Below are 20,827 nucleotides of genomic sequence, written 5' to 3'. Positions count from 1 at the left end.
ATGGCACGATGGATCCAGGTCCCGAACACGTCGATCGGGACCGATCCATGGCGAGGGAGCTATGAGCCTGCTGGAGCGGGAGGCGCGCCGCGTGGCCACCGACGCGGCGGTGGGCCCACCCCGCGGCGGCGCCGGATTCACAGTCGGTCCTACCGATGCTCGAATCTAGGACGCCTGGCGCGAGCGCGCGGGCGCAGCTGGCTCGGCTCCGACGCACCCGACGCACCCGCCGGTGGGCGGCCGGACTGACCGTGGTGCTGGCGGTGGTGACGGTGGGCTCCGCGCTGTCCCGCCCGCTACGCGGACGGCTGGAGGTGCTGCTGGAGGTGCTGCCGTTCCCCCTCCTGCACGCGTCGGCGACCACCACGGTGTTCGCCGGTGTCGCCTTGGCGCTGGCCGCCCGGGGGTTGCGGTTCGGGCATCGGCTCGCCTGGGTCGCGACCGTCGCCCTGCTGGCCACCACGGCCGTGCTCAACATCGTCAAGGGCCTGGATGTGGAGGAGGCCCTGATCAGCGTGGCCCTGGCGGCGTGGTTGGTGGCCCGGCGGGACGCGTTCGGTGTCCTGCCGACCCAGGCCCAGGCTCGGCGGGCGCTGGTCGGTGCTGCCACCGTCACTGCCGTCGCCATCGTCACGGCGACCGTGCTGACGTTGACCTTGGGCCGCCACCACCACCCCAGGCCCGGCGAGACGGTCCGGGCGGTTGCCGAACGGCTCGGCGGGGACACGGCGCTGCCCCTGTCGTCGACTCCCACGGCCGGGCCGGTCCTCACCGCGGTGGGGCTCGGTGTCGTCGTCGTCGGCCTGTGGTTGCTGCTGTCGCCGCGGCGGGCGCCGACCAGTACGCGCGCTGATCGCGAGCGCGCTCGGGCGATCGTCTCCCGGTACGGCGGGGGCACGTTGGACTACTTCGCGCTGCGTGACGACAAGGACTGGTTCTTCACCGGTGACGCGGTGGTGGCCTACGCCGTGAGCGGGCGGGCGTGCCTGGTCTCTCCCGACCCGATCGGGCCCGCCCGGGACCGATACCAGACCTGGGCGGACTTCATGGACTTCGCCACGTCCCACGGATGGGCCGTGGCGGTGGTGGCGGCCGCCGCGGACTGGCGCCCGGTGTACGAGCACGCCGGGTTGCATTGCAGCTACCTCGGTGACGAGGCGGTGGTCGACGTGGCCTCGTTCACGTTGGTGGGTGCGGCGATGAAGAGCCTGCGCCACGCGGTGGGCCGGGTCGAGCGCGCCGGGGTGGTCGCCGAGTTCATCGATCCGTCCGCCGCACCGGCGCAGGTGCGTGCGGGGGTGCTCGCGATCGCGGAGATGTCCCGCCGTGGCCACGACGAGCGGGGCTTCTCGATGACCCTGTCCCGGTTGTTCGACCCGGCCGACACCGGCCTGCTGCTGGTGAGGGCGGTTGATGCGACCGGTCGGGTCCTCGCGTTCATCCAGTGGGTGCCGGCCGCGGACCTTCCCGGATGGTCCTTGGACGTGATGCGCCGGGACACGGGTGCAGACGTCCCGAACGGGGTGACGGATTTCCTGATCGTCAAGACCCTCGAACACGCGGTCGCCCAGGGTGCGCGGGGCATCGGCCTGAACTTCGCGGTACTGCGCCAGACGATGATCCGCACCCCCGAGGGGGCGACCGAGCGTGTCCGGCACCGCGTCCTGGGCGTCGTGGCCCGGCACTCCCAACTGGAGTCGCTGGGCACGTTCAACGAGAAGTACCGTCCGGTGTGGGTGCCCCGGTACGTGGCGCGTGGGACGGGTGACGAGCTGGCCGCGGAAGCGATGACGGCCGCCCGGGCCGAAGGGCTCGTGAACGTCCCGGTCCTGGGCCGCAGGCACTGATGGGCGTCTCGCTGGCCGCTGCGCTGCTGGCCGCGCTGGCCATGGGGGCCGGCGCGGTGGCCCAGGCCGTGGCGGCACGCCGGGCCACGGGAGTCAGGGTGCTGGTCCATCCGGCATATCTGGTCGGCACGGGGCTCGACCTAGGCGGGTGGGCGCTGTCCGTCCTGGCCATGCGACACCTGCCGCTGCTGGCCGTGCAGACCGTCCTGGCCGGGTCCTTGGCCGTCACCGTCGTCCTCGGGGTGCCGGTGCTGGGGGTACGACCGTTGCGCCGCGTCTGGACGGCGGTGCTCGTGGTGTGCCTGGCCGGTGCGGTGGTGGTGGTCGCGGCGCAGCCGGGCCCGCCGAGCCCCGCCCCGCCCGGGTTCACTCCCGCGCTGGTGGGGGCGCTCCTGGTCGTCGGCGCCGTCGCCGTCTCCCGGTACCGGCACTCGACCACGGTCGGGTTCGCGGTGCTGGCCGGCGTGGGGTACTCGGGAGCAGCGGTGGCGGCACGGGCGGTGCACGGAGCCCCGGTCCAGGTCCTGGCCGGGGAACCGTTGGTGTGGTTGGTGGGCGGGTTCGCCCTGTTCGGTGCGGTGATGTTCGCCCGGGCCCTGGAGACCCGGGACGACGCGGTCAACCTGGCCTCCGCCTGGCTGTGGGTGGTCGAGATCGTCGTCCCGTCCTCGGTCGGCGTGCTCGTCCTGGGGGACCGTGTGCGGCCGGGGTGGTCGGTCCCGGCGCTGCTGGCGGTCGCGGCGACGGTCGCTGCCACGACGCGGATCTCCGGGGGAGTGACCCGGTGAACCCACAGCCCACGCCCGATCCGACCACCACGCTCCCGCCGGACGTGCTCCGCGCGCTGGCCGCCCAGTCCGGGTGGTTCGACTCCTGGTGGCTGGTGGCCGTGCTGGCGCTCGTCGCGCTCGCGCTCGTCGCGCTCGTGGTGCGTGCAGCGCGCCGACGACTCCGACGGGTCTGGATCTACGCCACCGTGGCACTCGTGGTGCTGGTGGTGACGGCCGCCGCGGCTGCCAACGCGTACTCGGGGTACGTTCCCGACCTGTGGGCAGCCCGCTTGCTGCTGGTCGGTCAGGGCACCGCGCCCGACTCCCGGACGCCTGCTCGTTCGGGCTCACCCACCGAAGGAACGTTGCGCGGCGTCTCGGTCCCGGTACCTGCCGCACTGGCCATGCCGGCGTCGACCACCTGGGTCTACACCCCGCCGGGCTACGACCCCACCGGGGCGCGTTACCCGGTCGTGTACCTGATCCACGGAGAGCCGAGCACGTCGGTCTCGTGGTTCGCGGCCGGTCAGGCGGCCCGCGTCCTGGACACCCTGATCGTCGCGGGCACCATCCGTCCGATGATCGTGGTGGCCCCGGACGTCAACGGGCGAGACCGCGGGGACACCGAGTGCCTGAACTCCACCAACGGTGGGTCCCAGGTGGAGACCTACCTGCACACGGTCGTGGCCTGGGTGGACCAGCACCTGGCAACCGTGCCGGACCCGGGTCACCGGGCCATCGGCGGGATGTCCTCCGGGGGGTACTGCGCCCTCGACCAGGGCCTTCGTCACCAGGACGTCTACGGCACGATCCTGGCGATCGAGCCCTACACCGACCCCGGTGGCGGCGGCCGGGCGATGCTCAGCAGTCGGGCGGAGTTCGCGGCCCACGACGTGCTCGCCTACCTCCCCACGACCAGCTTCCCGCGGACCCTGAACGTGTTCGTCGCCGTACCGGGCGAACAGGTGAGGTCCGCCGAGGCCGTCGGTGCCGCCAAGGCGGTCGACCTGCTGCGCGTCGCCGGTCAGCGCGTCGAGTACCGGGTGGAGCCGGGGGCCGGCCACACATGGCGGATGGCCCGTGCGGCGCTGCCCTATGCCCTGGTGTTCGCCTCCACGAACATGCCGGCCGGTCGAGTGGGGGCTCAGGTCACCGACCTCCCGCTCGGGGCGGAGGACGGGAAGCCCGCTTGGTAGGCGCAGCCCCGGTTCGGCGGCTCGGCTCAGCGGTAGTTGACGTATGGGGACACGAGCGTCGGTCGTTGACTTCGGTCGATCGAGAGTGCGGCCGACCTGCTGGGACAGGTAGGCCTTGGCGACCCGCTCGAGGAGCCGCAAGAACTCCTCGTGGCGGTGCCGGTCATGGCAGGCGTCGGTGACCTTCCCGGTGGAAACTTCCAGCGCGGCGCACAGCGTGGTCGTGCCGTGCCGGACGTAGTCGTGGGTGCGCGAGGCCGGCAGGCCGGACCGGATCGGCAGGATCGGGGCGGTGCGGTCCGGGGCTTGGATCTGGGACTTCGTGCGCCGCGAGGCGCCGCGTTACCGAGCGGAGGTGGAGGGACTCCACCGCCGGGCCGTCGCAGCGGCTTGGTGAAGCTGAGGGCAGCCTGACCCGGGAGACGCCGGTGAGGGTGGCAGCAGCCCTGACAACGACGGGACGTCGTCGGCTGATCGGGCCGGGGCGTGGCGGTGTCGTCGTGATGGTCCGAGGCCGGGAGAGCCGGTCAGACGGCGAAGGGCGGCAGCGAGTTCGCAATGTAGGTACTGGGATGGCAGGAGATCGACGGTGAATACCCACGCGCTGTGGCCCGAGCTCGACTGGGCCGAGGGACAGGTACTGCGAATCCAGACCAAGTTGCGCCAATGGGCGACCAACGATCCTGATCATTGCTTCGATGACCTGTTCAACGTTGTCTACGACCCAGCCGTCCTCGTCATTGCGTGGGCGCGGGTGCGGGTGCGGGGCAATCGTGCCCGCTCCGGGGTCCCCAGGGCTCGGACCGGCCGTGTGCCGCACTCGAACCGGGCCGTGCCCCCTCCGGGCAGCACCCGGCCACCGGTGTGCCGGGTGACGGATCGTCAGTCGCTCACGTCACACCTGTGTCTCGCTGATCTCTGCAGCGATGGACTTGGCGGCCTGCTCGAGCACGGGGACCGCGCGAGCCACCGCCGCGGCCGTCATCGGGACTGCGGGCCAGAGATGGACATCGCAAGTCGGACGGGACCCGGCACGGGCACGGCAACGCAGCTGACCCCGAGCTCCTGCTCCTCCTCGTCCAGGGCGTAGCCCCGGCGGCGGACCAGGTCCATCTCCGCGACCATCACGGAGATGTCGGTGATGGTCCGAGGGGTGACGGAGTGCATGCCGGTCCGCGCGAGCACCGACCGGACCTCGTCGTCCGACATCGTGGACAGGATGGCCTTGCCCACGCCGGTGGCGTGAAGGTCCGCCTCGTTGCCGACCTGGTTGAACATGCGCATGGAGCGGGTCGACGGCACGTGGCCGATATAGCGAGCGCGGTCCCGATCCATCATGGCGATGCTCGCCGACTCGTGCAGGTCGTCGACTCGTGCAGCTCGCCGACTCGTGCAGCTCGTCGACGACTGCGAGCTGCGTGCGTCCGTTCGTCCCGAGCGAGGTGCCGGCGCTTCGGCTCAAGGGGATCAGGGGGGCTCCAAGGCCGTACCGGCGGCGCGGGGTGCACCTCTCCGTGGATCGAGGGCGGCCGGCGGTGGTGGGCGGCGCGGGGCCAGAGCGTGCAGTTCAAGCCGCCACAAGCAGTCGAACTCCACGCCGTTAGGGGGCTGTTCCCGTTGAGATCGCCCGTCGCGACTCTCCCGAGCCGCTCAGGCGGGCTCCCCAGCATACGAGAGGAACTTCCAATGGCCGGAAGCACTCTTCCACTATCGCAGCCACGGGTGTTACCGTACGTGTGGGTTGACGCTGGAGGCTGACGGTCCTGGTCCAGCTCATCGACGAGCGTGGGCTCATGTCTTCAAAGGAGAGGGTTCGCCGTGGAGGACGGCTCCGAACTGGTGGTCGTGCGCGGCGGATGGTCACCACGGAGGGTGAGGTCTCCGGCAAGCCGGGCCGGACGCAGTGGGAGGGACGGGCCAGCAGAGGGGATCCCCTACGTAGTATTCCCGGGAAGTATTGGCGATGACACGTCGCTGACCGTGGTCATGCAGAAACTGCAGGGTTCCGTGGAGTAGAGCACACGGGTTTGGATGAACCTCAAGAGTTCACCGCTCTCGCGGGAATCCGCTTTCCTTGAAGAGAGGCGCTTTCTAAAGGCGCTCCCAACTAGATGTTTCAACCCACAACCTGGAGGTAGATACAATCATGAGCGGCTATAACGTGACGAGTGCAAGAAACACGGAGACTGCTCCGAGAAGTCCAGTACATGCACAAACTGTAGCCTTCTCGCATTATAACAATCTTTCCGCTCAACTTCCGATCGACCCGAAATCTGGGGACATCGTCGTCGGCGGTGTGAAAGAGCAGGCGGGACAGTGCCTCGACAATATCAAGGCAATCCTGGAAAGTATCGACCATGTCATGGACGATGTCGTGAGGATCACCGTATTCCTCAAGAACATCGCCGATGTTGATGCTGTAGACCAAGTTTGCGCAACGTACTTCCCGAACTATGTGCCTACCCGGACAACAGTTGCAGTTGCAGCTTTGCCCATGAATGCTCTGGTGCAGATCGAGGCACTCGTCTCGCACGGTGAGGGTTCGATTCCGGGAGCTCCACAGGCAGGCGACCTGATCAAAATTGCCAGAAACGTAGAGGGTGCGCCAAAGAGCTCAGCATCTACACAAACTGTAGCCTTCTCTCATTACAACAACCTTTCCGCTCAGCTTCCGATCGATCCGGAGTCCGGGGACATCGTCGCCGGCGATGTAAAAGAGCAGGCAGGGCAGTGCCTCGACAACATCAAGGCAATCCTGGAAGGCATCGACCATGTCATGGACGATGTCGTGAGGATCACCGTATTCCTTAAGGACATTGCTGATGTTGATGCTGTAGACGAAGTTTACGCAACATACTTCCCAGGCTACAAGCCTGCACGGACAACAGTTGCAGCAGCAGCTTTGCCCATGGATGCTTTGGTGCAGATTGAAGCAGTCGTGTCACACGGAGACGGGACCCCCCCGCAACTTCCTGAAGACACGCGCAACCTCGTCATTGAAGCGAACAATACGGCAAACGCACCGAAGAACTCAAGCTCCACACAGACCGTAGCGTTCTCTCACTACAATCACATCTCAGCTCAGTTGCCCTTGGACCCAAAGACCGGTCAGATGGTATCCGGCGGAGTAAAAGTTCAGGCCGAACAGTGCTTGAGTAATATCAAGGCAATTGTTGAATCCGTCGATCACCTCATGGATGATGTTGTGAAGATCAACATCTACCTTAAGGACGTCGGAGATGTTGACGCTGTAGACGAAGTTTACACAACATTCTTCCCCAGCTATGTGCCTGCAAGGAGAATAGTTGGCGTATCAGCTCTACCGAAGGATGCTCTCATCCAGATCGATGCAGTCGTGTCAAACGCTGAAGGAACACCTCCAGAAGCATGACCGCACGGGTGTCCCGCCTGTAGCAACAGTGCTGGCCGGTGGGGGGTTGTTGGTGGGGCGCAGGATGGTGACGGCGACGGATGGGTGGAGATCGGGATTCGTGCCGGCCGGCGGCAGAACGGTCAGCTACGCGGCGATCTACCGGTTCATTCACGCCCTGCCAGGGGCGAGGTCGCCGCGCACGCCGGTCATGCTGTGTTCCAAGCGCACCCGGCGGCGTCCGCCCAAGCCGCTGGGCCGGCGTGGCGCCCCTGGTCGTGGGGATGGTCTCCATCGACGACCGGGGTGACCTGGGCGAGCGGCGCGTGCCCGGACACTTAAGGAAGGTGATCTGATCATCGGCGCCCACGCCCCGCTCCGCTGCCGCGACCCTGGTCGAGCGGACCCGCGAGGTTGACCACGATCCTCGCGCTGCCTGCGGGCAAGGACAGCGGGCACCTCGCCGACGCCCTGATCGACGCAACCGACGAATTGCCCGGCATGACGGGCAAGGCTTGACCTGGGACCAGGGCTTCGAGATGGCCAGACACGCCGCCCAGACGCTGGCCACGAAGATCCCGGTCTATGTCGCCCACACCCGCACTCCCTGTGGGAGTGCGGCACCAACGAGAACACCAACGGCCTCATCCGCGAGTACCTGCCCAAGGCCACCGCCATCCCGGACCACCATCCCTACCTGACCTCGATCGCCGAAGGGCTCAACGAACGCCTCCTGACCGACAGCGTTGCCCCGACGGGTTGACACCGCCCACGTCACCAACGAGCAAATCGTTCACCGTCACGGAGGTACCCACGACATCAAGCGTGAACCGCACCCACCGTGCCAGGCCAGCCCTCCACTCGGCGGTCAGAGGCGAAGCCTCGCTGGAAGAGACATGTTGCTCTCCCTTCTCGCACCTGCCACTTGTTACGAGATTGTTACGGCAAGCCCTGCGTACGTTGGCACGCGCGCGTAGTTTCGAATTGTCCTCTGTTCCTCCAGCAGGGAGGACTGCGGTCGGGAGGGCAAACGCTAGGGAGACCGACATGAGTGCTCATTCTTGCCGGCTGATGGCGACAGCCGCCTTCGCGGTAGCGGCACTGGTCCTGTCTGGGTGTACTGGCGGAGGTGATAGCGGGGACGGCGCCAGCAGCAGCGACGGCGGCGACGCCACTGCCCCCCTCATCGTATGGACCCTGGAGGCGCTGCCCGAGCGCATCATCGTCCAACAGACGATCATCGACGCGTTCACCGCCAAGACCGGCATCAAGGTCGACCTTGTCGGCGCCGACGAGGACCAGGTGAACAGCCTGGTGCAGTCGGCTGCGATCTCTCAGGATCTGCCGGACGTCATCGGTGCTCTCACGCTTCCCTTGGTGCGGCAGTACGATAGCCTCGAGTTGGTCGACGCCGATGCCGCGGCAGCGGTCGTCGACACGCTCGGCGAGGACACCTGGGCCCCGGCGGCGCTTGCCCTCACTCGCGACGGGGACCGGCAGCTGTCGGTTCCCTCAGACGGTTGGGGCCAGATCATCCTCTACCGCACGGACCTCTTCAAGGCTGCGGGGCTCAAGCCGCCCACCACGTACGAGGCCCTGGAGACGGCCGCTCGGACGCTGACCAAGGACGGCATGTTCGGCATTACACTGGCGACCGACGCGGCCGCGGTCTTCACCGCTCAGACGTTCGAGAGCATCGCCCTGGGCAACAACTGCCAGCTCGTGGACGAGGGTGGGGAGATCCTCCTCGATTCGCCCGAGTGCATCGAGACCTTCGACCTGTACGGGGCTCTCGCCAAGGACTACTCGCCGGCCGGCACACAGACGGTCGAGTCCACCCGGGCGACGTATTTCGCGGGGCAGGCGGCGATGGCGATGTGGTCGACCTTCATCCTCGACGAGCTCGCCGGCCTCCGTGACAACGCGGCGCCGTCGTGCCCTGAGTGCGTGGCGGACCCCGGCTTCCTCGCGACCAACACCGGGATCGTCTCGGGCATCTCCGGCCCGATGGGCGAGAGGGCCACATTCGGTGAGATCACGTCGTGGACGATCTTGGACGGCGCTCCCTCGAGCGCCCGGACCTTCGTCGAATACATGATGAGCGACGGGTACGTCGATTTCCTGAGCATGGCCCCCGAGGGCAAGTTCCCGGTCCGGGAAGGCGATGGGACGAACCCCAGCGCATACACCGACGCTTGGGCAACGCTCGAGACCGGTGTCGACCGGAGGGCGAAGCTCTCCGACTTCTATGACCAGAGCACGATGGACGCCATCACCGGCGTGGCAACCTCGATCGACAGGTGGGCCATCCCCCAGGGCCAGGGCGCGCTCCTCGGCCCGGTGATCGCCGAGCTGCCCATCCCGAAGGTCATCGCCGAGATGAGCACCGGGGGCCTCGACGGCGCCGGAGCCGCTCGGAGGGCCGCGACGGACGTCAAAGAGATCGCATCCCGCTGATGTCGAGTGAGACCGCTCTACCGGCGGAGCCGCGCGCCGCGCGGCTCCGCCGGCCTCGGGTGTCGAAGGGGCAGCGCAGGGAGTCGAGGTTCGCCTGGTGGGCCGTCTCGCCAGCGACGATCATCATTATCGCGGTGATCATCGTTCCGGTCGCGTGGAACGCTGTGCTCACCTTCCAGGACGTCACGTTCCGTGATCTCGCCGATGGCCGCATGACGGGCCCTCTCACGCTGGAGAAGTTCCTCGACACCCTGACCAGCGGTGGCTTCTGGCGGACCCTCTGGGTCACCGTCGGGTACTCGGTGGCCTCGACCTTCGGTTCCATCCTCGTCGGCCTGCTAGCCGCCCTGGTGTTCCGCAGGGCCTTCCCCGGCCGCGGGGTATTCCGGGCCATCATGCTCCTGCCGTACGTGGCCCCCGTCGTGGCCGTCACGTTCGTGTGGACCACGATGCTCAACCCGCAGTTCGGCATCGTGAACTACTACGGCACGCGGTGGCTCGGATGGGACCAGGCGATCGACTTCCTCGGACGCTCTCCCTATGCCCTGCTGACCGTGATCGGGTTCGAGATCTGGCGCTACTCCCCGTTCGCGTTCATGTTCCTCACCGCGCGCGTCGGCGCGCTCCCTGCGGACATCGAGGAAGCGGCACTGGTGGACGGGGTGACACCGACCCAGAACTTCCGGCACATCGTCCTTCCGCAGCTCATGCCGACGATCGCGCTGCTGACAGTACTGCGGCTGATCATGACGTTCAACAAGTTCGACGACGTCTTCCTGCTCACCGGTGGCTCGGCGGGCACGGAGGTCGCCGCAGTCCGCGTCTACACCAGACTGATGGGCAGCTTCGACATCGGCGGGGCAGCGGCCACGGCGCTTGTCATGGCCATGATCCTGGGCATGTTCCTCATGATCTACACGCGACTGACGAGCAAGAAGGAGGCGTAGCCATGGATCGCCTCAAGGTCGAGACGAGGGTTCTCAAGGCCCTGAGATGGCCAGTCATCATCATCCTGGCCTTGGTGTCGCTCCTCCCCTTCTACTACATGCTGATGCTGAGCTTCATCCCCACGCAGGCGCTTCTCATCAATCCTGGGCGCTTCTTCGTGCCGCCGGACCTGTTCACGTTAGATACATACGCTGACGTCCTGGCTCCGCTGGACCAGGGTGGCCAGGGCTTCGGCGGGTTCATGCGAAACTCGGCGATCGTCTCCCTGGCGACGACCCTCCTCACCCTCCTCGTCGTCGTTCCCGCCGCATACGCGGTCTCCAGGGTCGACTTCCCGGGAAGGGAGAAGGTCGCCTCGCTGTACTTCGCGGTCTACCTGTTCCCGGCGATCATCCTCGCGATCCCGCTGTTCGTCGCGTTCTCGAGGCTGGGGATCCGTCAGTCCTACATCGGGCTGATCCTCGTCTACATCGCCCTCACGGTGCCCGTGTCGATGCACATGCTGCGCAACTACTTCGACACGGTCCCGATATCCATCGAGGAATCGGCGCGGGTCGATGGGTGCTCGCGCTTCCAGATCATGATGAAGATCACGCTCCCGCTCTCACGGCCGACCATCATGTCGACGGCGCTGTACATCTTCATGATCGCGTGGAACGAGTTCCTCTTCGCGCTCCTGTTCCTCACGGCAAAGGACAACCTGTGGACGGTCTCGCTCGGGCTCGCGCAGCTCTCCGGCGGGATCGAGGTCTCCAAGACCATCCTCATGGCCGGATCGGTGCTGCTGACCGTGCCGATCATCCTGCTCTACAGCGTGGCGGAGCGGTTCCTCGCTGAGGGGCTTACCAGCGGCGCCGAGAAGGGCTAGCTCGGCCCCCGCGCCGCCGCGCGGGGGCAGTCACCCGGGGCCGGCTTGCCAGCGGCAGGTGTCGTCATGACCACATCAGGAGTGGCGTCGGGCCCCAGGGCAGCGAGCAGGCCCCGGGGCCCTTCGCGAGACGAGGAGAGAGCATGGACCGCGCCGAGTTCGAGAGCACGATCACACCCTTGCTCGAACTGATCTACCCGGAAGCCTGGGACACCGCGAAGGAGAGGCTGCTCGAGCTCACCGATGGGTTCGTCACGGCTTCGGGGCAGGGGGCCGTCGAGGTCCCGAGCGAGAAGACGTCGGTCCTGATCACCTACGGGGACGCGATCCGGCGCGACGGCGAGGCACCGTTGGCCACCCTCCGGCAGGTCCTGCACGACACGATCGGGCAGGTCGTCCCGAACGTGCACATCCTGCCGATGTTTCCGTACACCTCCGACCCCGGCTCCGCCGTCGTCGACTACCGCGTCGTCAACCCGGACCTGGGCGGCTGGTCCGACATCGAGGCCCTCAGCCAGGACTACGCGCTCATGTTCGACTTCGTGGCGAACCACGTCTCGGCCAGCTGCCCGTGGTTCACCGAGTGGCTTGCGGGCAACCACCGCTTCGACGGGTACTTCATCGAGTACAACCCGGAGTTCGACGCCTCGATCGTGACCCGGCCCCGGACGTCGCCCCTCTTCCACGAGTACCCACGGGCGGACGGCTCGACGGCGAGAGTCTGGACCACGTTCAGCGGTGACCAGATCGACATCAACGTCGCCAGCATCCCCACACTGATCGAGATGACCGACATCCTGCTGCTCTACCTGGCCAGAGGCTCGACGATGATCCGGCTGGATGCCATCGGCTTCCTCTGGAAGGAGTCAGGCACCACGTGCATGCACCTGCCGCGGACCCACGCGGTCGTCAAGCTGTGGCGCGCCGTCGTCGATTACGTGCGCCCGGGCGCGCAGATCGTCACGGAGACGAACGTCCCCCACCGCGAGAACGTCTCGTATTTCGGAGACGGCCAGGACGAGGCCCATCAGGTCTACCAGTTCGCGCTCCCCCCGCTGGTCATGCTCGCGTTCGTCCAGGGCGATGCCTCGGCGCTCAGCGAATGGGCGAGCACGGTCACGCCCGTGAGCGACTCCGGGACGTACTTCAACTTCCTCGCCAGCCACGACGGCGTCGGGATGCGCGGGTCAGAGGGCCTCCTGACGGATGCCGACCGCGAGGCCATCGCCGAGCGCGTGATCGCCAACGGCGGTCGGGCCTCGATGAAGAGCAACCCGGATGGGACACAGTCCGTCTACGAGCTCAACATCAACTACCTCGATGCCCTTGTGACGACCGACGAACTCGCCGTCCCCGAGTTGGTCGCGGCCAAGGGGCTCGCGGCGCACAGCATCCTCTGTTCGATGATGGGCGTCCCAGCGATCTACTACCACTCGCTCTTCGGCTCGGGCAGCGACATCCCGGGCATGGAGGCGAGCGGCATCAACCGGCGTATCAACCGCGAGATCCTCGACGCGGACGTCCTCACGGCGGAGCTGGCGAGCGACCGTCGCCGCAAACTCGTCCTCGAGGGGATCAAGCACCTGCTGGCGAAACGCTCGGAGCACCCGGCGTTCAACCCGTACCAGGCCCAACAGGTACTCAGGCTCGACCCGCGGGTGTTCGCCGTTCGTCGCGGTCAGGGCACGGACGACGAGCTGCTGAGCCTCACGAACGTCACCAGCCAGGAGGTGGCGGTGGAAGACGTCTCGGGCACCGACGTCCTGACCGGCGCGACGCGGGACCGCCTCGTGCTGGCGCCGTTCGAGTACGTCTGGCTGAAGTGACGTGGGCATCAAGGTCGTCGCGGCCATCGACTCGTTCAAGGGCTCGGTGAGCAGCAAGGGGGCTGGGGAACTCGCGTGTGCGGGGGTGCTGCGAGCCGACCCGACGGCAAACGTGGGGGTCGCCGAGGTCGCGGACGGGGGAGAGGGCGCGCTGGCGGGCCCTCCTGAGCGCGAACGTCGGCGAGGCGGTCGACGTTGCCGCGTGCGACGCGCTCAACCGGGCGCGGCAGGCGCAGATCGGGGCGTTCCAGCAGATCGGGGCGTTCCACAGGGAGGGCAACCGGCGGGCAGTCGTCGAGTCGGCGCGGACGGTCGGGATCGACCTCGTCGTCGTGGACGACAGCCTGCCGCGCCTGGGCAACTCCTACGGCCTCGGCATGCAACTCGTCGCGGCGTGTGACACGAACGTGGATGAGGTGCTCGTCGCCCTCGGTGGATCGGCCACTACCGATGGCGGAACGGGCATCTTCCTGGCGCTGGGAGCCAAGATCTTCGACGCTGTTGGGGACCGGATCGGGCCGGACGAGAACCCGCTCTGGCGGTTCGCGGAGGCCCTGAGCGCGACCCGTGGCCGGGACGTCTCCGACGTTCCCGGCGCGGGTGCCGCGGGCGGGGTTGGCGGCGCGCTCCTGGCACTCGGGGGCCGAATGGAGTCTGGCTTCGGGCGGGCCGCGGCCGAGATCCGGCTCGCGAGCCGGATGCGCGGGGCGGACCTCGTCCTCGCCGGCGAGGGACGCCTCGACTCGCAGGCCGCGCACGGAAAGGTCCCGTCCGGCGTCGCGGCGCTCGCCCGGTCGGCGGGGGCGCTGGTCGTGGGACTCGCTGACCTGGTGACCAGAACGACAAGAGCCGGATGAACTGAGAGGTTCACGTCCGGATCTGTGGGAGCCGGGGGGTGCGATTCCCCCTGGCTACCCGGCTACACAGCACACACTTGACCTTGTGAACTGTCAGAGTACTCTGAACTATGTGACTCCTACAAGAGATGGCGACCCGCGATGGGACGGGTCCTCCCGTGTCCCGACACCGAGCGATGCGGACCGCGACCCGGAGGTTGCCGAGCGTCTGGCTGACTTCGTCGAGGAGTTCGGGATCGGCCTGGAGGCGTCGGGGCTGCCCCGGGCGGCGGGCCGGATGCTGGCGTGGTTGATGGTCTGCAGCCCCACTGAGCAGACAGCTGACGACCTTGCGACCGCCTTGCAGGCCAGTGCCGGCGGAGTGAGCACGAACGTGCGGTTGCTGATGCAGATGCAGCTGGTCGAGCGTGTGGGCAGGGCGGGGGTGCGCCGCTCGTACTACCGCGTGGCGCCGCGAGCATGGGATCAGGCGATGGCCGCCCAGGAGAAGCCGACGGCCCGATTACGGCAGGTCGCCGACAAGGGCCTGGAGGTCCTGGCCGACGCCGAACCGGACCGACGCCGGCGTCTGGTCGAGATGCGGGACTACCTGGCGTTCATGGAGCGCGAGATGCCGGCGCTGCGGCGCCGCTACCACGACGAGAGAGGCATGGCCCGATGAGTCAGAACGAGGTGATCCGTACGAGCGGGTTGACCAAGGTGTTCGGTGACCTGGTAGCCGTGGACGACCTGGACCTGCAGGTGGACGCGGGGGAGATCTTTGGCTTTCTCGGCCCCAACGGGGCCGGTAAGTCGACCACGATCAGGGTGCTGCTGGACCAGCTGCGGGCCAGCGCGGGCACCGGGCAGGTCCTTGGTCTGGACATCCGCGACGGCTCCCTGGAGATCCGGCGCCGGATCGGGTATGTCCCCGGTGATCTGGCCCTGTACCCCAAGTTGACCGGTCGGCAGACGCTCGAGTATTTCGCCGGGCTGCGCGGTGGGGTGGACATGGGCTACGTGGACCAGTTGGCCGAGCGTCTGGACGCCGACCTGTCGCGCAAGGTCGGGGAGTACTCGACCGGTAACCGGCAGAAGGTCGGCCTGATCCAGGCGTTCATGCACAAGCCCGAGCTGTTGATCCTCGATGAGCCGAACGCGGGTCTGGACCCGCTGGTGCAGCAGACCTTTCACGAGATGCTGCGCGAGGTCCGTCAGGACGGGCGCACCGTGTTCTTGTCCTCGCACACCTTGTCCGAGGTCGAGCGGGTTGCCGACCGGGTCGGGATCATCCGCCACGGGCGCCTGGTGGTGGTTGAGCGGGTCGCCGAGCTCAAGCGCAAGGCGATCCGGCAGCTGGACTTCGAGTTCGCCGTCCCGGTACCGCAGGACCTGTTCGCCCGGGTGGAGCAGGTCCACGACGTGGACATCGACGGGGTGCACGCCCGCATCTCGTATGAGGGATCGGTCAACCCGGTGCTGCAGGCGGCGATGGCCTACGAGGTGGTCAACCTGCACTCGCGCGACGCCGACCTGGAGGAGATCTTCCTTGCCTACTACCGCGACACCGATGACAAGGAATCTTCGGAGAGCGGCTCGAGCCGGACCGGAGGGCTCGCGGGCGAGTCCAACGAGCAGGGGGCCGGTCGTGTCCGCTGAGCTGCTCGTCCACGAGGTCCGCAGCCGACGGGTCGGCGCCGGGGTCCTGGCCCTGATCCTGGCGGCATTCGGGGTCCTGGCCCTGGTGGTCGCCGACGCGATCGGTGGCCTGATGCAGGAGATCACCGACGGCTTCCCCGAGGCGCTGACCGCGTTCGTCGGCGCGGGCGCCCCCGGTGGGTACGTCGTGGGTGAGATGTTCAGCCTGGTCTTCCCGATCGCGGTGGTGGTGTTCGCCGTGCTGGTGGGTGCCGGCGCCCTGGCCGGTGAAGAGCGTGACGGCACGATGGCGATCCTGTCGGCCCAGCCGGTCTCACGGACCCAGATGCTGTGGGCCAAGGCCACCGGGATCGTCCTGGCCCTGGTCGTGGTCGTGGGAGTCAACTGGGTCGCGATGGCCGCGTTCATCGCCGCCGACGCCACCGAGCTGACCCTGGCCGGGCTGACCGGCGGCACGGTGCACCTGTTCTTCCTGGGACTGGCGTTCGGGTCCCTCGCGTTCGCGGTCGCCGCGGCGACCGGCCGCCCGGGTCTGGCCTCGGCCGTGGCAGGCGGCGTGACCGTGGTGGCCTACCTGATGGCAACCATGCTGCCCATCGCCGGCCTGGACGACTGGGCCCGCCTGAGCCCCTGGCACTACTACCTGAGCCGCTCCGACCCGCTGACCAACGGCATCGACGTCGCCGACCTGGGCCTGTTCGCGGCCATCGCGGCCGTCTGCCTGGCGGTCGCGGTGCTCACCTTCCGTCGCCGCGACCTGAAGGGCTGAGACATGACGACCACCACCGCACCGTCGGGGCGCGCACAGCGCCCCGCAACCGCCCTGCCGGCGGTATCGATCTGGCGGACCGTCTACCGGCGCGCCCTGGCCGACAAGACCACCCTGGTCGGCGTCCTGGCCTTCTACGGGTTCGCCGTCTCCATCGGCGTCGGCGCACTGTGGCCACCAATGAAGGACACCTTCGCGGCCATCGCCGAGGACTTCCCGGCAGCGTTCGACTCCATGCTCGGCGGACTGTCCCTGGCCACCCCGGCCGGGTGGATGAACGCGGAGCTGTTGTCCATCATGGGGCCAGGGTTCCTCATCGCCACCGCGATGATCTCCGCCGCGTCGGCCACAGCCGCAGAGGAGCAGGCCCGCACCCTGGGCCTGGTGCTCTCGACCGGGACCCCCCGCACCACGTTCCTGTCCGCCAAGGCCACCGCCATGGTCACCCACGTCCTGATCGTGGGCGCGGCGATCTTCGCCGGCATGCTGGCCGCGAACCCGATCGGGGACCTGGGCATCCCGACGTCCGCCATGGTGGCCGCCACCGTGCAGATGGTCCTCATCGCCCTGGTCTACGGCGCACTGACCCTGCTGATCGGTGTGCTCACCGCGGACAAGCGGCTGTCGCTGGCGATCCCGGGCGGCATCTTCGCGGTGTCCTTCATCGCCGCGAGCTTCCTCGGCCTGGCCGATTCCCTGGTGTGGCTGTCCAAGCTCAACCTCTGGTACCCCTACCTCGCCAACCCGGCGTTTGCCAACGGCATCGACTGGGGCTTCACCACGCTCATGGCCGCCCTCGCCGTCGGAATCGGCGCGAGCTCCTTCGTGGCCTTCCACCGCCGAGCCGACCTACGCGGCTGACCTTCCGCCACTGTTCCAACCGAACGAAGGAGAACATCATGGACACCACACGCTTCGCCGCTCAGACCGCCATCGTCACCGGTGCCGGCTCGGGGATCGGCCGCGCGACGGCGCTGCGGATCGCCGCCGAGGGCGGCCGCGTCATCGCCTCCGACCTGGTCCCCGACCGCGTGACCGAGACCGTCATGATGATCGCCGACACCGGCGGATCGGCCGTCGCGGTGCCCGGCGATGTCACCGACCAGGCCCACATCGATGCCGTGGTCGCCGCATGCGACGGCAGCGTCGAGGTTCTGGTCAACAACGCCGGCATCATGGACGGGTTCCTGCCCACCGGGGAGCTGGACGACGCCACCTGGGAGCGTGTGCTCGCGGTCAACCTCACCGCCCAGATGCGTACGATCCGTGCGGTCCTGCCCCTGATGACCGCGGCAGGTACGGGCGCGATCGTCAACGTCGCCTCGGAAGCCGGGATGAAGGGCGGCGCATCGGGTACCGCCTACTCCGTCTCCAAGCACGGGGTGATCGGTCTGACCCGCTCCACCTCCGTGTTCTACAGCGGATCCGGAATCCGCTGCAACGCCGTCCTTCCCGGCGGGGTGGCCACCAACATCGGCGAGACCTCCGCCCCGAAGTCGGAGTTCGCCTGGTCCGTGCTCAGCCCACTGATGGCCACGATCCCCGGCGCCGCGCAGCCCGAGCAGCTCGCCGCCGCAATCTGCTGGCTCGCCAGCCCCGACTCAGCCAACGTCACCGGCGCCCTGCTGCACTCCGACGGCGGCTGGTCGGCCATCTGAGACGCCGCACTCCACGGCCGCCCGACCCGCCGCCACGCCGCTCGCGGGTGCCCCTGGTGCGAGCCTGCCCGGCCCGCCCGCTTTCGTGCTGGGCGGCGGGGCGAGCTTCGGAGCAGGGCAAGTGGGAATGCTGCACGCCCTGGCCGACGCAGGCATCCAGCCCGACCTGGTCGTGGGCACCTCCGTCGGGGCCCTGAACGGCGCACTGCTGGCCGCATCTGCGCACGACGCGGTGGACCGGCTCGAAGAGACCTGGACCCAACCCCAGCGCCGCGACGTGTCTCCCAGCAACCTGCTCAGCGTCCTGTGGCGCCTGACCCAGTCCACGACCCACCTGGTCGAAGCCGCCGGCATCGAACAGGTCGCGGCCAGGACCCTGCACGCGCGGGACTTCGCGGATCTGGAGCTGCCTTTCGCTGCGGTCACTCTCGACCTGGGCACTGGGCACTGGGCACTGGGCACTGGGCACTGGGCGCGTCAGGGTCCTGGACCACGGCTCGCTGCTCCCGGTGCTGCTGGCCAGCGTCGCGATCCCCGGTCTCTTCCAGCCCGTCCGCGCTGCCCGAGGTGGCCGCGCAGGTCCCGGTCCTCTACCTGGCCGGCCCCCCGGCCAGGCACGCCTCGCCCTTCGACTTCGACCAGACCAGTGCCCTGATCCATCACGCCACCCTCGCCACGAGTGCCCAGCTCGCCACCCCGCACGTGCGAGGTCCGGCCTGTACGGCGACCCCGACACCCGATACGGCGACGACGTGGATCGAGTCGCCGAGCCGGTGGCGACCCCCATGCCGGCGAGGCCGTAGGCGACCATGCCCGAGCTGGCTCGCGGGCACCCGGGTGCCTGCGAGGACACCGTCGTAGCCGCCGAGGTCCTCGCCGAACTCCTGAACACCCCAGGAACCGCCACCTGATGGACCCGAGACGCCGGAGGCGACTGGTCCCGCTACGCCGCCGAACTGGCCCGCAGACACGATCACCAACCATGACGAATAGCCAGGTCAACACGTCAGCCACGGAAGCCATTCGACCGGATCCGAACACTGCTGGTTACCAGTATCGCCGAGAAGTGCGACGTCGTGACGGTGCAGCGGGCGCTCGGGCACACCCAGCCGGGCATCACGCTCAACGTGTACTCCCACCTGTGGCCGTCCGCAGCGGACAAGACGCAGGCCGCGGCCAAGACCTTCATGACGGCGGTCCTGGACGATCCTGCGGACTCTGTGCGGACTTCGGAGGCGTGGCCGCAGGTCAGAGGCTCATCTCAGCGGTAGTTGACGAACTGCAGCGCCGCGTCGATGCCGTCGGCGCCCTTGAGCAGGGCGATGACCTCCTGCAGCTCGTCCCGGCTCTTGGAGGTCACGCGGACCTCGTCCCCGGTGATCTGCGTCTTGATGCCCTTGGGTCCCTCGTCCCGGACGAGCTTGGTGATCTTCTTCGCGACGTCCTGCGCGAGCCCCTCCTTGAGAGAGCCGATGAGGCGGTACTCCTTGCCGGACGCCTTGGGCTCACCGTCGCCCAGGTCGAGGGCCTTGAGCGAGATACCGCGCTTGATGAGCTTGGTCTGGAGCACGTCCAGCACCGCCTTGACCCGCTCCTCGGAGTTCGCGGTCATCGTCACGGCGTCACCGGCGAGCGTGACCGTCGCACCCACGCCCTTGAAGTCGTAGCGCTGGGAGATCTCCTTCGCGGCCTGGTTGACGGCGTTGTCGACCTCCTGGCGGTCGATCTTGGAGACGATGTCGAAGGACGAATCGGCCATGGGAGCTCCTTGTGCAGTTCCCGGCGCGCGGGCCGGGGTGGTGGGCGGGCCGGCGGGGAGCAGCGGACGGTGTGATGTTCCTCGCCACGGCCCGGTTTCACGTATCCCCACCGGTTGTTGCTATCGTCCATCTTGCACCTCACGGGGTGCTCGGCGAGTTGCCCGAGCGGCCAAAGGGAGCTGACTGTAAATCAGCCGCGTAAGCTTCGCAGGTTCGAATCCTGCACTCGCCACTGACCGGCCCAACACCTGCCCTGCGCGGTGCTGGGCCGTTGTCATCGGTGCGGCCGCCGGCGGCCGCGGGGCCCGATGGGGCCGGTAACTCGCCCTCGGGGCCGCCACGGCCCTGTGAGCGGGCTCACGCGGTTCCGGGTCGGTACGGATTTCATGATCGCTGCGGGCTGCCTGTAGGCTCGTCCGCGCTGCCCCGATAGCTCAGTCGGCAGAGCGTCTCCATGGTAAGGAGAAGGTCAAGGGTTCGATTCCCTTTCGGGGCTCTGGTCTACGGATCACCATCACCACCGGATTTACGGGTATCGTGGTGCGGTCCGTGTGACGCGGCGGGGTAGCTCAGTTGGCGAGAGCGCACGACTCATAATCGTGAGGTCGCGGGTTCGAGCCCCGCCCCCGCTACCGAACCAGTGACAAACGAAGAGCGGCGGCAGCTGCTCGCCCGAACGTGAGGAACAGCCGTGGCCAAGTCCAGCGATGTCCGCCCCAAGATCACCCTCGCCTGCGAGGTGTGCAAGGAGCGGAACTACATCACCAAGAAGAACCGTCGGAACAACCCCGACCGGCTCGAGCTGGCCAAGTTCTGCCCGCGCTGCAACGCCAAGACGACGCACCGCGAGACCCGCTGACCCT

Annotated in this window: 19 protein-coding genes, 3 tRNA genes and 2 pseudogenes; 21 read left to right on the top strand and 3 right to left on the bottom strand. The window is 67.9% G+C overall.

Annotated elements, in window-relative coordinates; genetic code table 11:
• Nucleotides 1–155 precede the first annotated feature (155 nt).
• The 3 genes from ACYC1Z_RS00225 to ACYC1Z_RS00215 are packed head-to-tail and all read left to right on the top strand — an operon-like array spanning nucleotide 156 to nucleotide 3,813.
• Nucleotides 156–1,847, top strand: a complete 1,692-nt coding sequence (locus ACYC1Z_RS00225; RefSeq protein WP_461407544.1) for a bifunctional lysylphosphatidylglycerol flippase/synthetase MprF — start codon at nucleotides 156–158, stop codon at nucleotides 1,845–1,847.
• The gene (locus tag ACYC1Z_RS00220; protein WP_461407543.1) at nucleotides 1,847–2,635 is read left to right on the top strand and encodes a hypothetical protein; all 789 of its coding nucleotides are present in this window, start codon (nucleotides 1,847–1,849) and stop codon (nucleotides 2,633–2,635) included. The genes ACYC1Z_RS00225 and ACYC1Z_RS00220 overlap by 1 nt, the downstream gene beginning before the upstream one ends.
• Complete coding sequence (locus tag ACYC1Z_RS00215; RefSeq protein WP_461407542.1) at nucleotides 2,632–3,813, top strand: alpha/beta hydrolase; 1,182 nt, start codon at nucleotides 2,632–2,634, stop codon at nucleotides 3,811–3,813. Before ACYC1Z_RS00220 ends, ACYC1Z_RS00215 begins: the two co-directional genes overlap by 4 nt.
• A gap of 108 nt (nucleotides 3,814–3,921) precedes the next feature.
• Here ACYC1Z_RS00215 and ACYC1Z_RS00210 read toward each other — a convergent pair.
• A pseudogene (locus tag ACYC1Z_RS00210) lies at nucleotides 3,922–4,134 on the bottom strand (IS630 family transposase); the annotation flags it as partial.
• A gap of 660 nt (nucleotides 4,135–4,794) precedes the next feature.
• Nucleotides 4,795–5,175 carry an IclR family transcriptional regulator gene (locus tag ACYC1Z_RS00205; RefSeq protein ID WP_461407563.1) on the bottom strand — a complete coding sequence of 127 codons (381 nt, stop codon included), beginning with the start codon at nucleotides 5,173–5,175 and terminating at the stop codon, nucleotides 4,795–4,797.
• 784 nt (nucleotides 5,176–5,959) lie between these two features.
• Between ACYC1Z_RS00205 and ACYC1Z_RS00200 the strand changes: the two genes are divergently transcribed.
• From ACYC1Z_RS00200 to ACYC1Z_RS00135, 14 genes and pseudogenes are all read left to right on the top strand, one after another.
• A complete protein-coding gene (locus tag ACYC1Z_RS00200) occupies nucleotides 5,960–7,204 on the top strand; it encodes a Rid family hydrolase (RefSeq protein WP_461407541.1) in 1,245 nt (414 codons plus the stop codon).
• Nucleotides 7,205–8,230: 1,026 nt separating this feature from the next.
• Complete coding sequence (locus ACYC1Z_RS00195; protein ID WP_461407540.1) at nucleotides 8,231–9,640, top strand: ABC transporter substrate-binding protein; 1,410 nt, start codon at nucleotides 8,231–8,233, stop codon at nucleotides 9,638–9,640.
• A 134-nt stretch (nucleotides 9,641–9,774) separates the two neighbouring features.
• Nucleotides 9,775–10,587 carry a carbohydrate ABC transporter permease gene (locus ACYC1Z_RS00190; RefSeq protein WP_461407539.1) on the top strand — a complete coding sequence of 271 codons (813 nt, stop codon included), beginning with the start codon at nucleotides 9,775–9,777 and terminating at the stop codon, nucleotides 10,585–10,587.
• A gap of 2 nt (nucleotides 10,588–10,589) precedes the next feature.
• Nucleotides 10,590–11,456 carry a carbohydrate ABC transporter permease gene (locus ACYC1Z_RS00185; protein ID WP_461407538.1) on the top strand — a complete coding sequence of 289 codons (867 nt, stop codon included), beginning with the start codon at nucleotides 10,590–10,592 and terminating at the stop codon, nucleotides 11,454–11,456.
• A gap of 143 nt (nucleotides 11,457–11,599) precedes the next feature.
• Nucleotides 11,600–13,282, top strand: coding sequence for a sugar phosphorylase (locus tag ACYC1Z_RS00180; protein ID WP_461407537.1), 1,683 nt, complete (start codon nucleotides 11,600–11,602; stop codon nucleotides 13,280–13,282).
• A 1-nt stretch (nucleotide 13,283) separates the two neighbouring features.
• Nucleotides 13,284–13,424, top strand: a pseudogene (locus ACYC1Z_RS00175) (glycerate kinase); the annotation flags it as partial.
• A complete protein-coding gene (locus ACYC1Z_RS00170; RefSeq protein ID WP_461407536.1) occupies nucleotides 13,360–14,139 on the top strand; it encodes a glycerate kinase in 780 nt (259 codons plus the stop codon). The pseudogene ACYC1Z_RS00175 and the gene ACYC1Z_RS00170, both read left to right, overlap by 65 nt.
• Before the next feature lie 112 nt (nucleotides 14,140–14,251).
• Nucleotides 14,252–14,800, top strand: a complete 549-nt coding sequence (locus ACYC1Z_RS00165; RefSeq protein ID WP_461407535.1) for a GbsR/MarR family transcriptional regulator — start codon at nucleotides 14,252–14,254, stop codon at nucleotides 14,798–14,800.
• Complete coding sequence (locus ACYC1Z_RS00160; RefSeq protein ID WP_461407534.1) at nucleotides 14,797–15,777, top strand: ABC transporter ATP-binding protein; 981 nt, start codon at nucleotides 14,797–14,799, stop codon at nucleotides 15,775–15,777. Before ACYC1Z_RS00165 ends, ACYC1Z_RS00160 begins: the two co-directional genes overlap by 4 nt.
• Nucleotides 15,767–16,546: an ABC transporter permease subunit gene (locus tag ACYC1Z_RS00155; protein ID WP_461407533.1), complete on the top strand. Its 780-nt coding sequence runs from the start codon at nucleotides 15,767–15,769 to the stop codon at nucleotides 16,544–16,546. The genes ACYC1Z_RS00160 and ACYC1Z_RS00155 overlap by 11 nt, the downstream gene beginning before the upstream one ends.
• Nucleotides 16,547–16,549: 3 nt before the next feature.
• Nucleotides 16,550–17,407: a hypothetical protein gene (locus tag ACYC1Z_RS00150; RefSeq protein WP_461407532.1), complete on the top strand. Its 858-nt coding sequence runs from the start codon at nucleotides 16,550–16,552 to the stop codon at nucleotides 17,405–17,407.
• A gap of 38 nt (nucleotides 17,408–17,445) precedes the next feature.
• Nucleotides 17,446–18,204 carry an SDR family NAD(P)-dependent oxidoreductase gene (locus ACYC1Z_RS00145; protein ID WP_461407531.1) on the top strand — a complete coding sequence of 253 codons (759 nt, stop codon included), beginning with the start codon at nucleotides 17,446–17,448 and terminating at the stop codon, nucleotides 18,202–18,204.
• Nucleotides 18,205–18,289: 85 nt separating this feature from the next.
• On the top strand, nucleotides 18,290–18,859 hold the full coding sequence (locus ACYC1Z_RS00140) for a patatin-like phospholipase family protein (RefSeq protein ID WP_461407530.1): 570 nt from the start codon (nucleotides 18,290–18,292) through the stop codon (nucleotides 18,857–18,859).
• A 421-nt stretch (nucleotides 18,860–19,280) separates the two neighbouring features.
• Complete coding sequence (locus tag ACYC1Z_RS00135; protein WP_461407529.1) at nucleotides 19,281–19,475, top strand: hypothetical protein; 195 nt, start codon at nucleotides 19,281–19,283, stop codon at nucleotides 19,473–19,475.
• Here ACYC1Z_RS00135 and ACYC1Z_RS00130 read toward each other — a convergent pair.
• Nucleotides 19,466–19,963, bottom strand: a complete 498-nt coding sequence (locus tag ACYC1Z_RS00130) for a YajQ family cyclic di-GMP-binding protein (protein WP_461407528.1) — start codon at nucleotides 19,961–19,963, stop codon at nucleotides 19,466–19,468. The two genes, ACYC1Z_RS00135 and ACYC1Z_RS00130, sit on opposite strands and share 10 nt — an antisense overlap.
• Before the next feature lie 152 nt (nucleotides 19,964–20,115).
• Here ACYC1Z_RS00130 and ACYC1Z_RS00125 point away from each other — a divergent pair.
• The 4 genes from ACYC1Z_RS00125 (at nucleotide 20,116) to rpmG (ending at nucleotide 20,823) form a co-directional block, all read left to right on the top strand.
• Nucleotides 20,116–20,196, top strand: a tRNA-Tyr gene (locus ACYC1Z_RS00125).
• A gap of 191 nt (nucleotides 20,197–20,387) precedes the next feature.
• Nucleotides 20,388–20,460 (top strand) — tRNA-Thr (locus tag ACYC1Z_RS00120).
• Nucleotides 20,461–20,522: 62 nt separating this feature from the next.
• Nucleotides 20,523–20,596, top strand: a tRNA-Met gene (locus ACYC1Z_RS00115).
• A 59-nt stretch (nucleotides 20,597–20,655) separates the two neighbouring features.
• Complete coding sequence (gene rpmG, locus ACYC1Z_RS00110) at nucleotides 20,656–20,823, top strand: 50S ribosomal protein L33 (protein WP_461407527.1); 168 nt, start codon at nucleotides 20,656–20,658, stop codon at nucleotides 20,821–20,823.
• The last annotated feature ends 4 nt before the right edge of the window (nucleotides 20,824–20,827 follow it).

The organism is Georgenia sp. (assembly GCF_054605595.1).
This window is presented reverse-complemented; position numbering and strand designations above follow the sequence as displayed.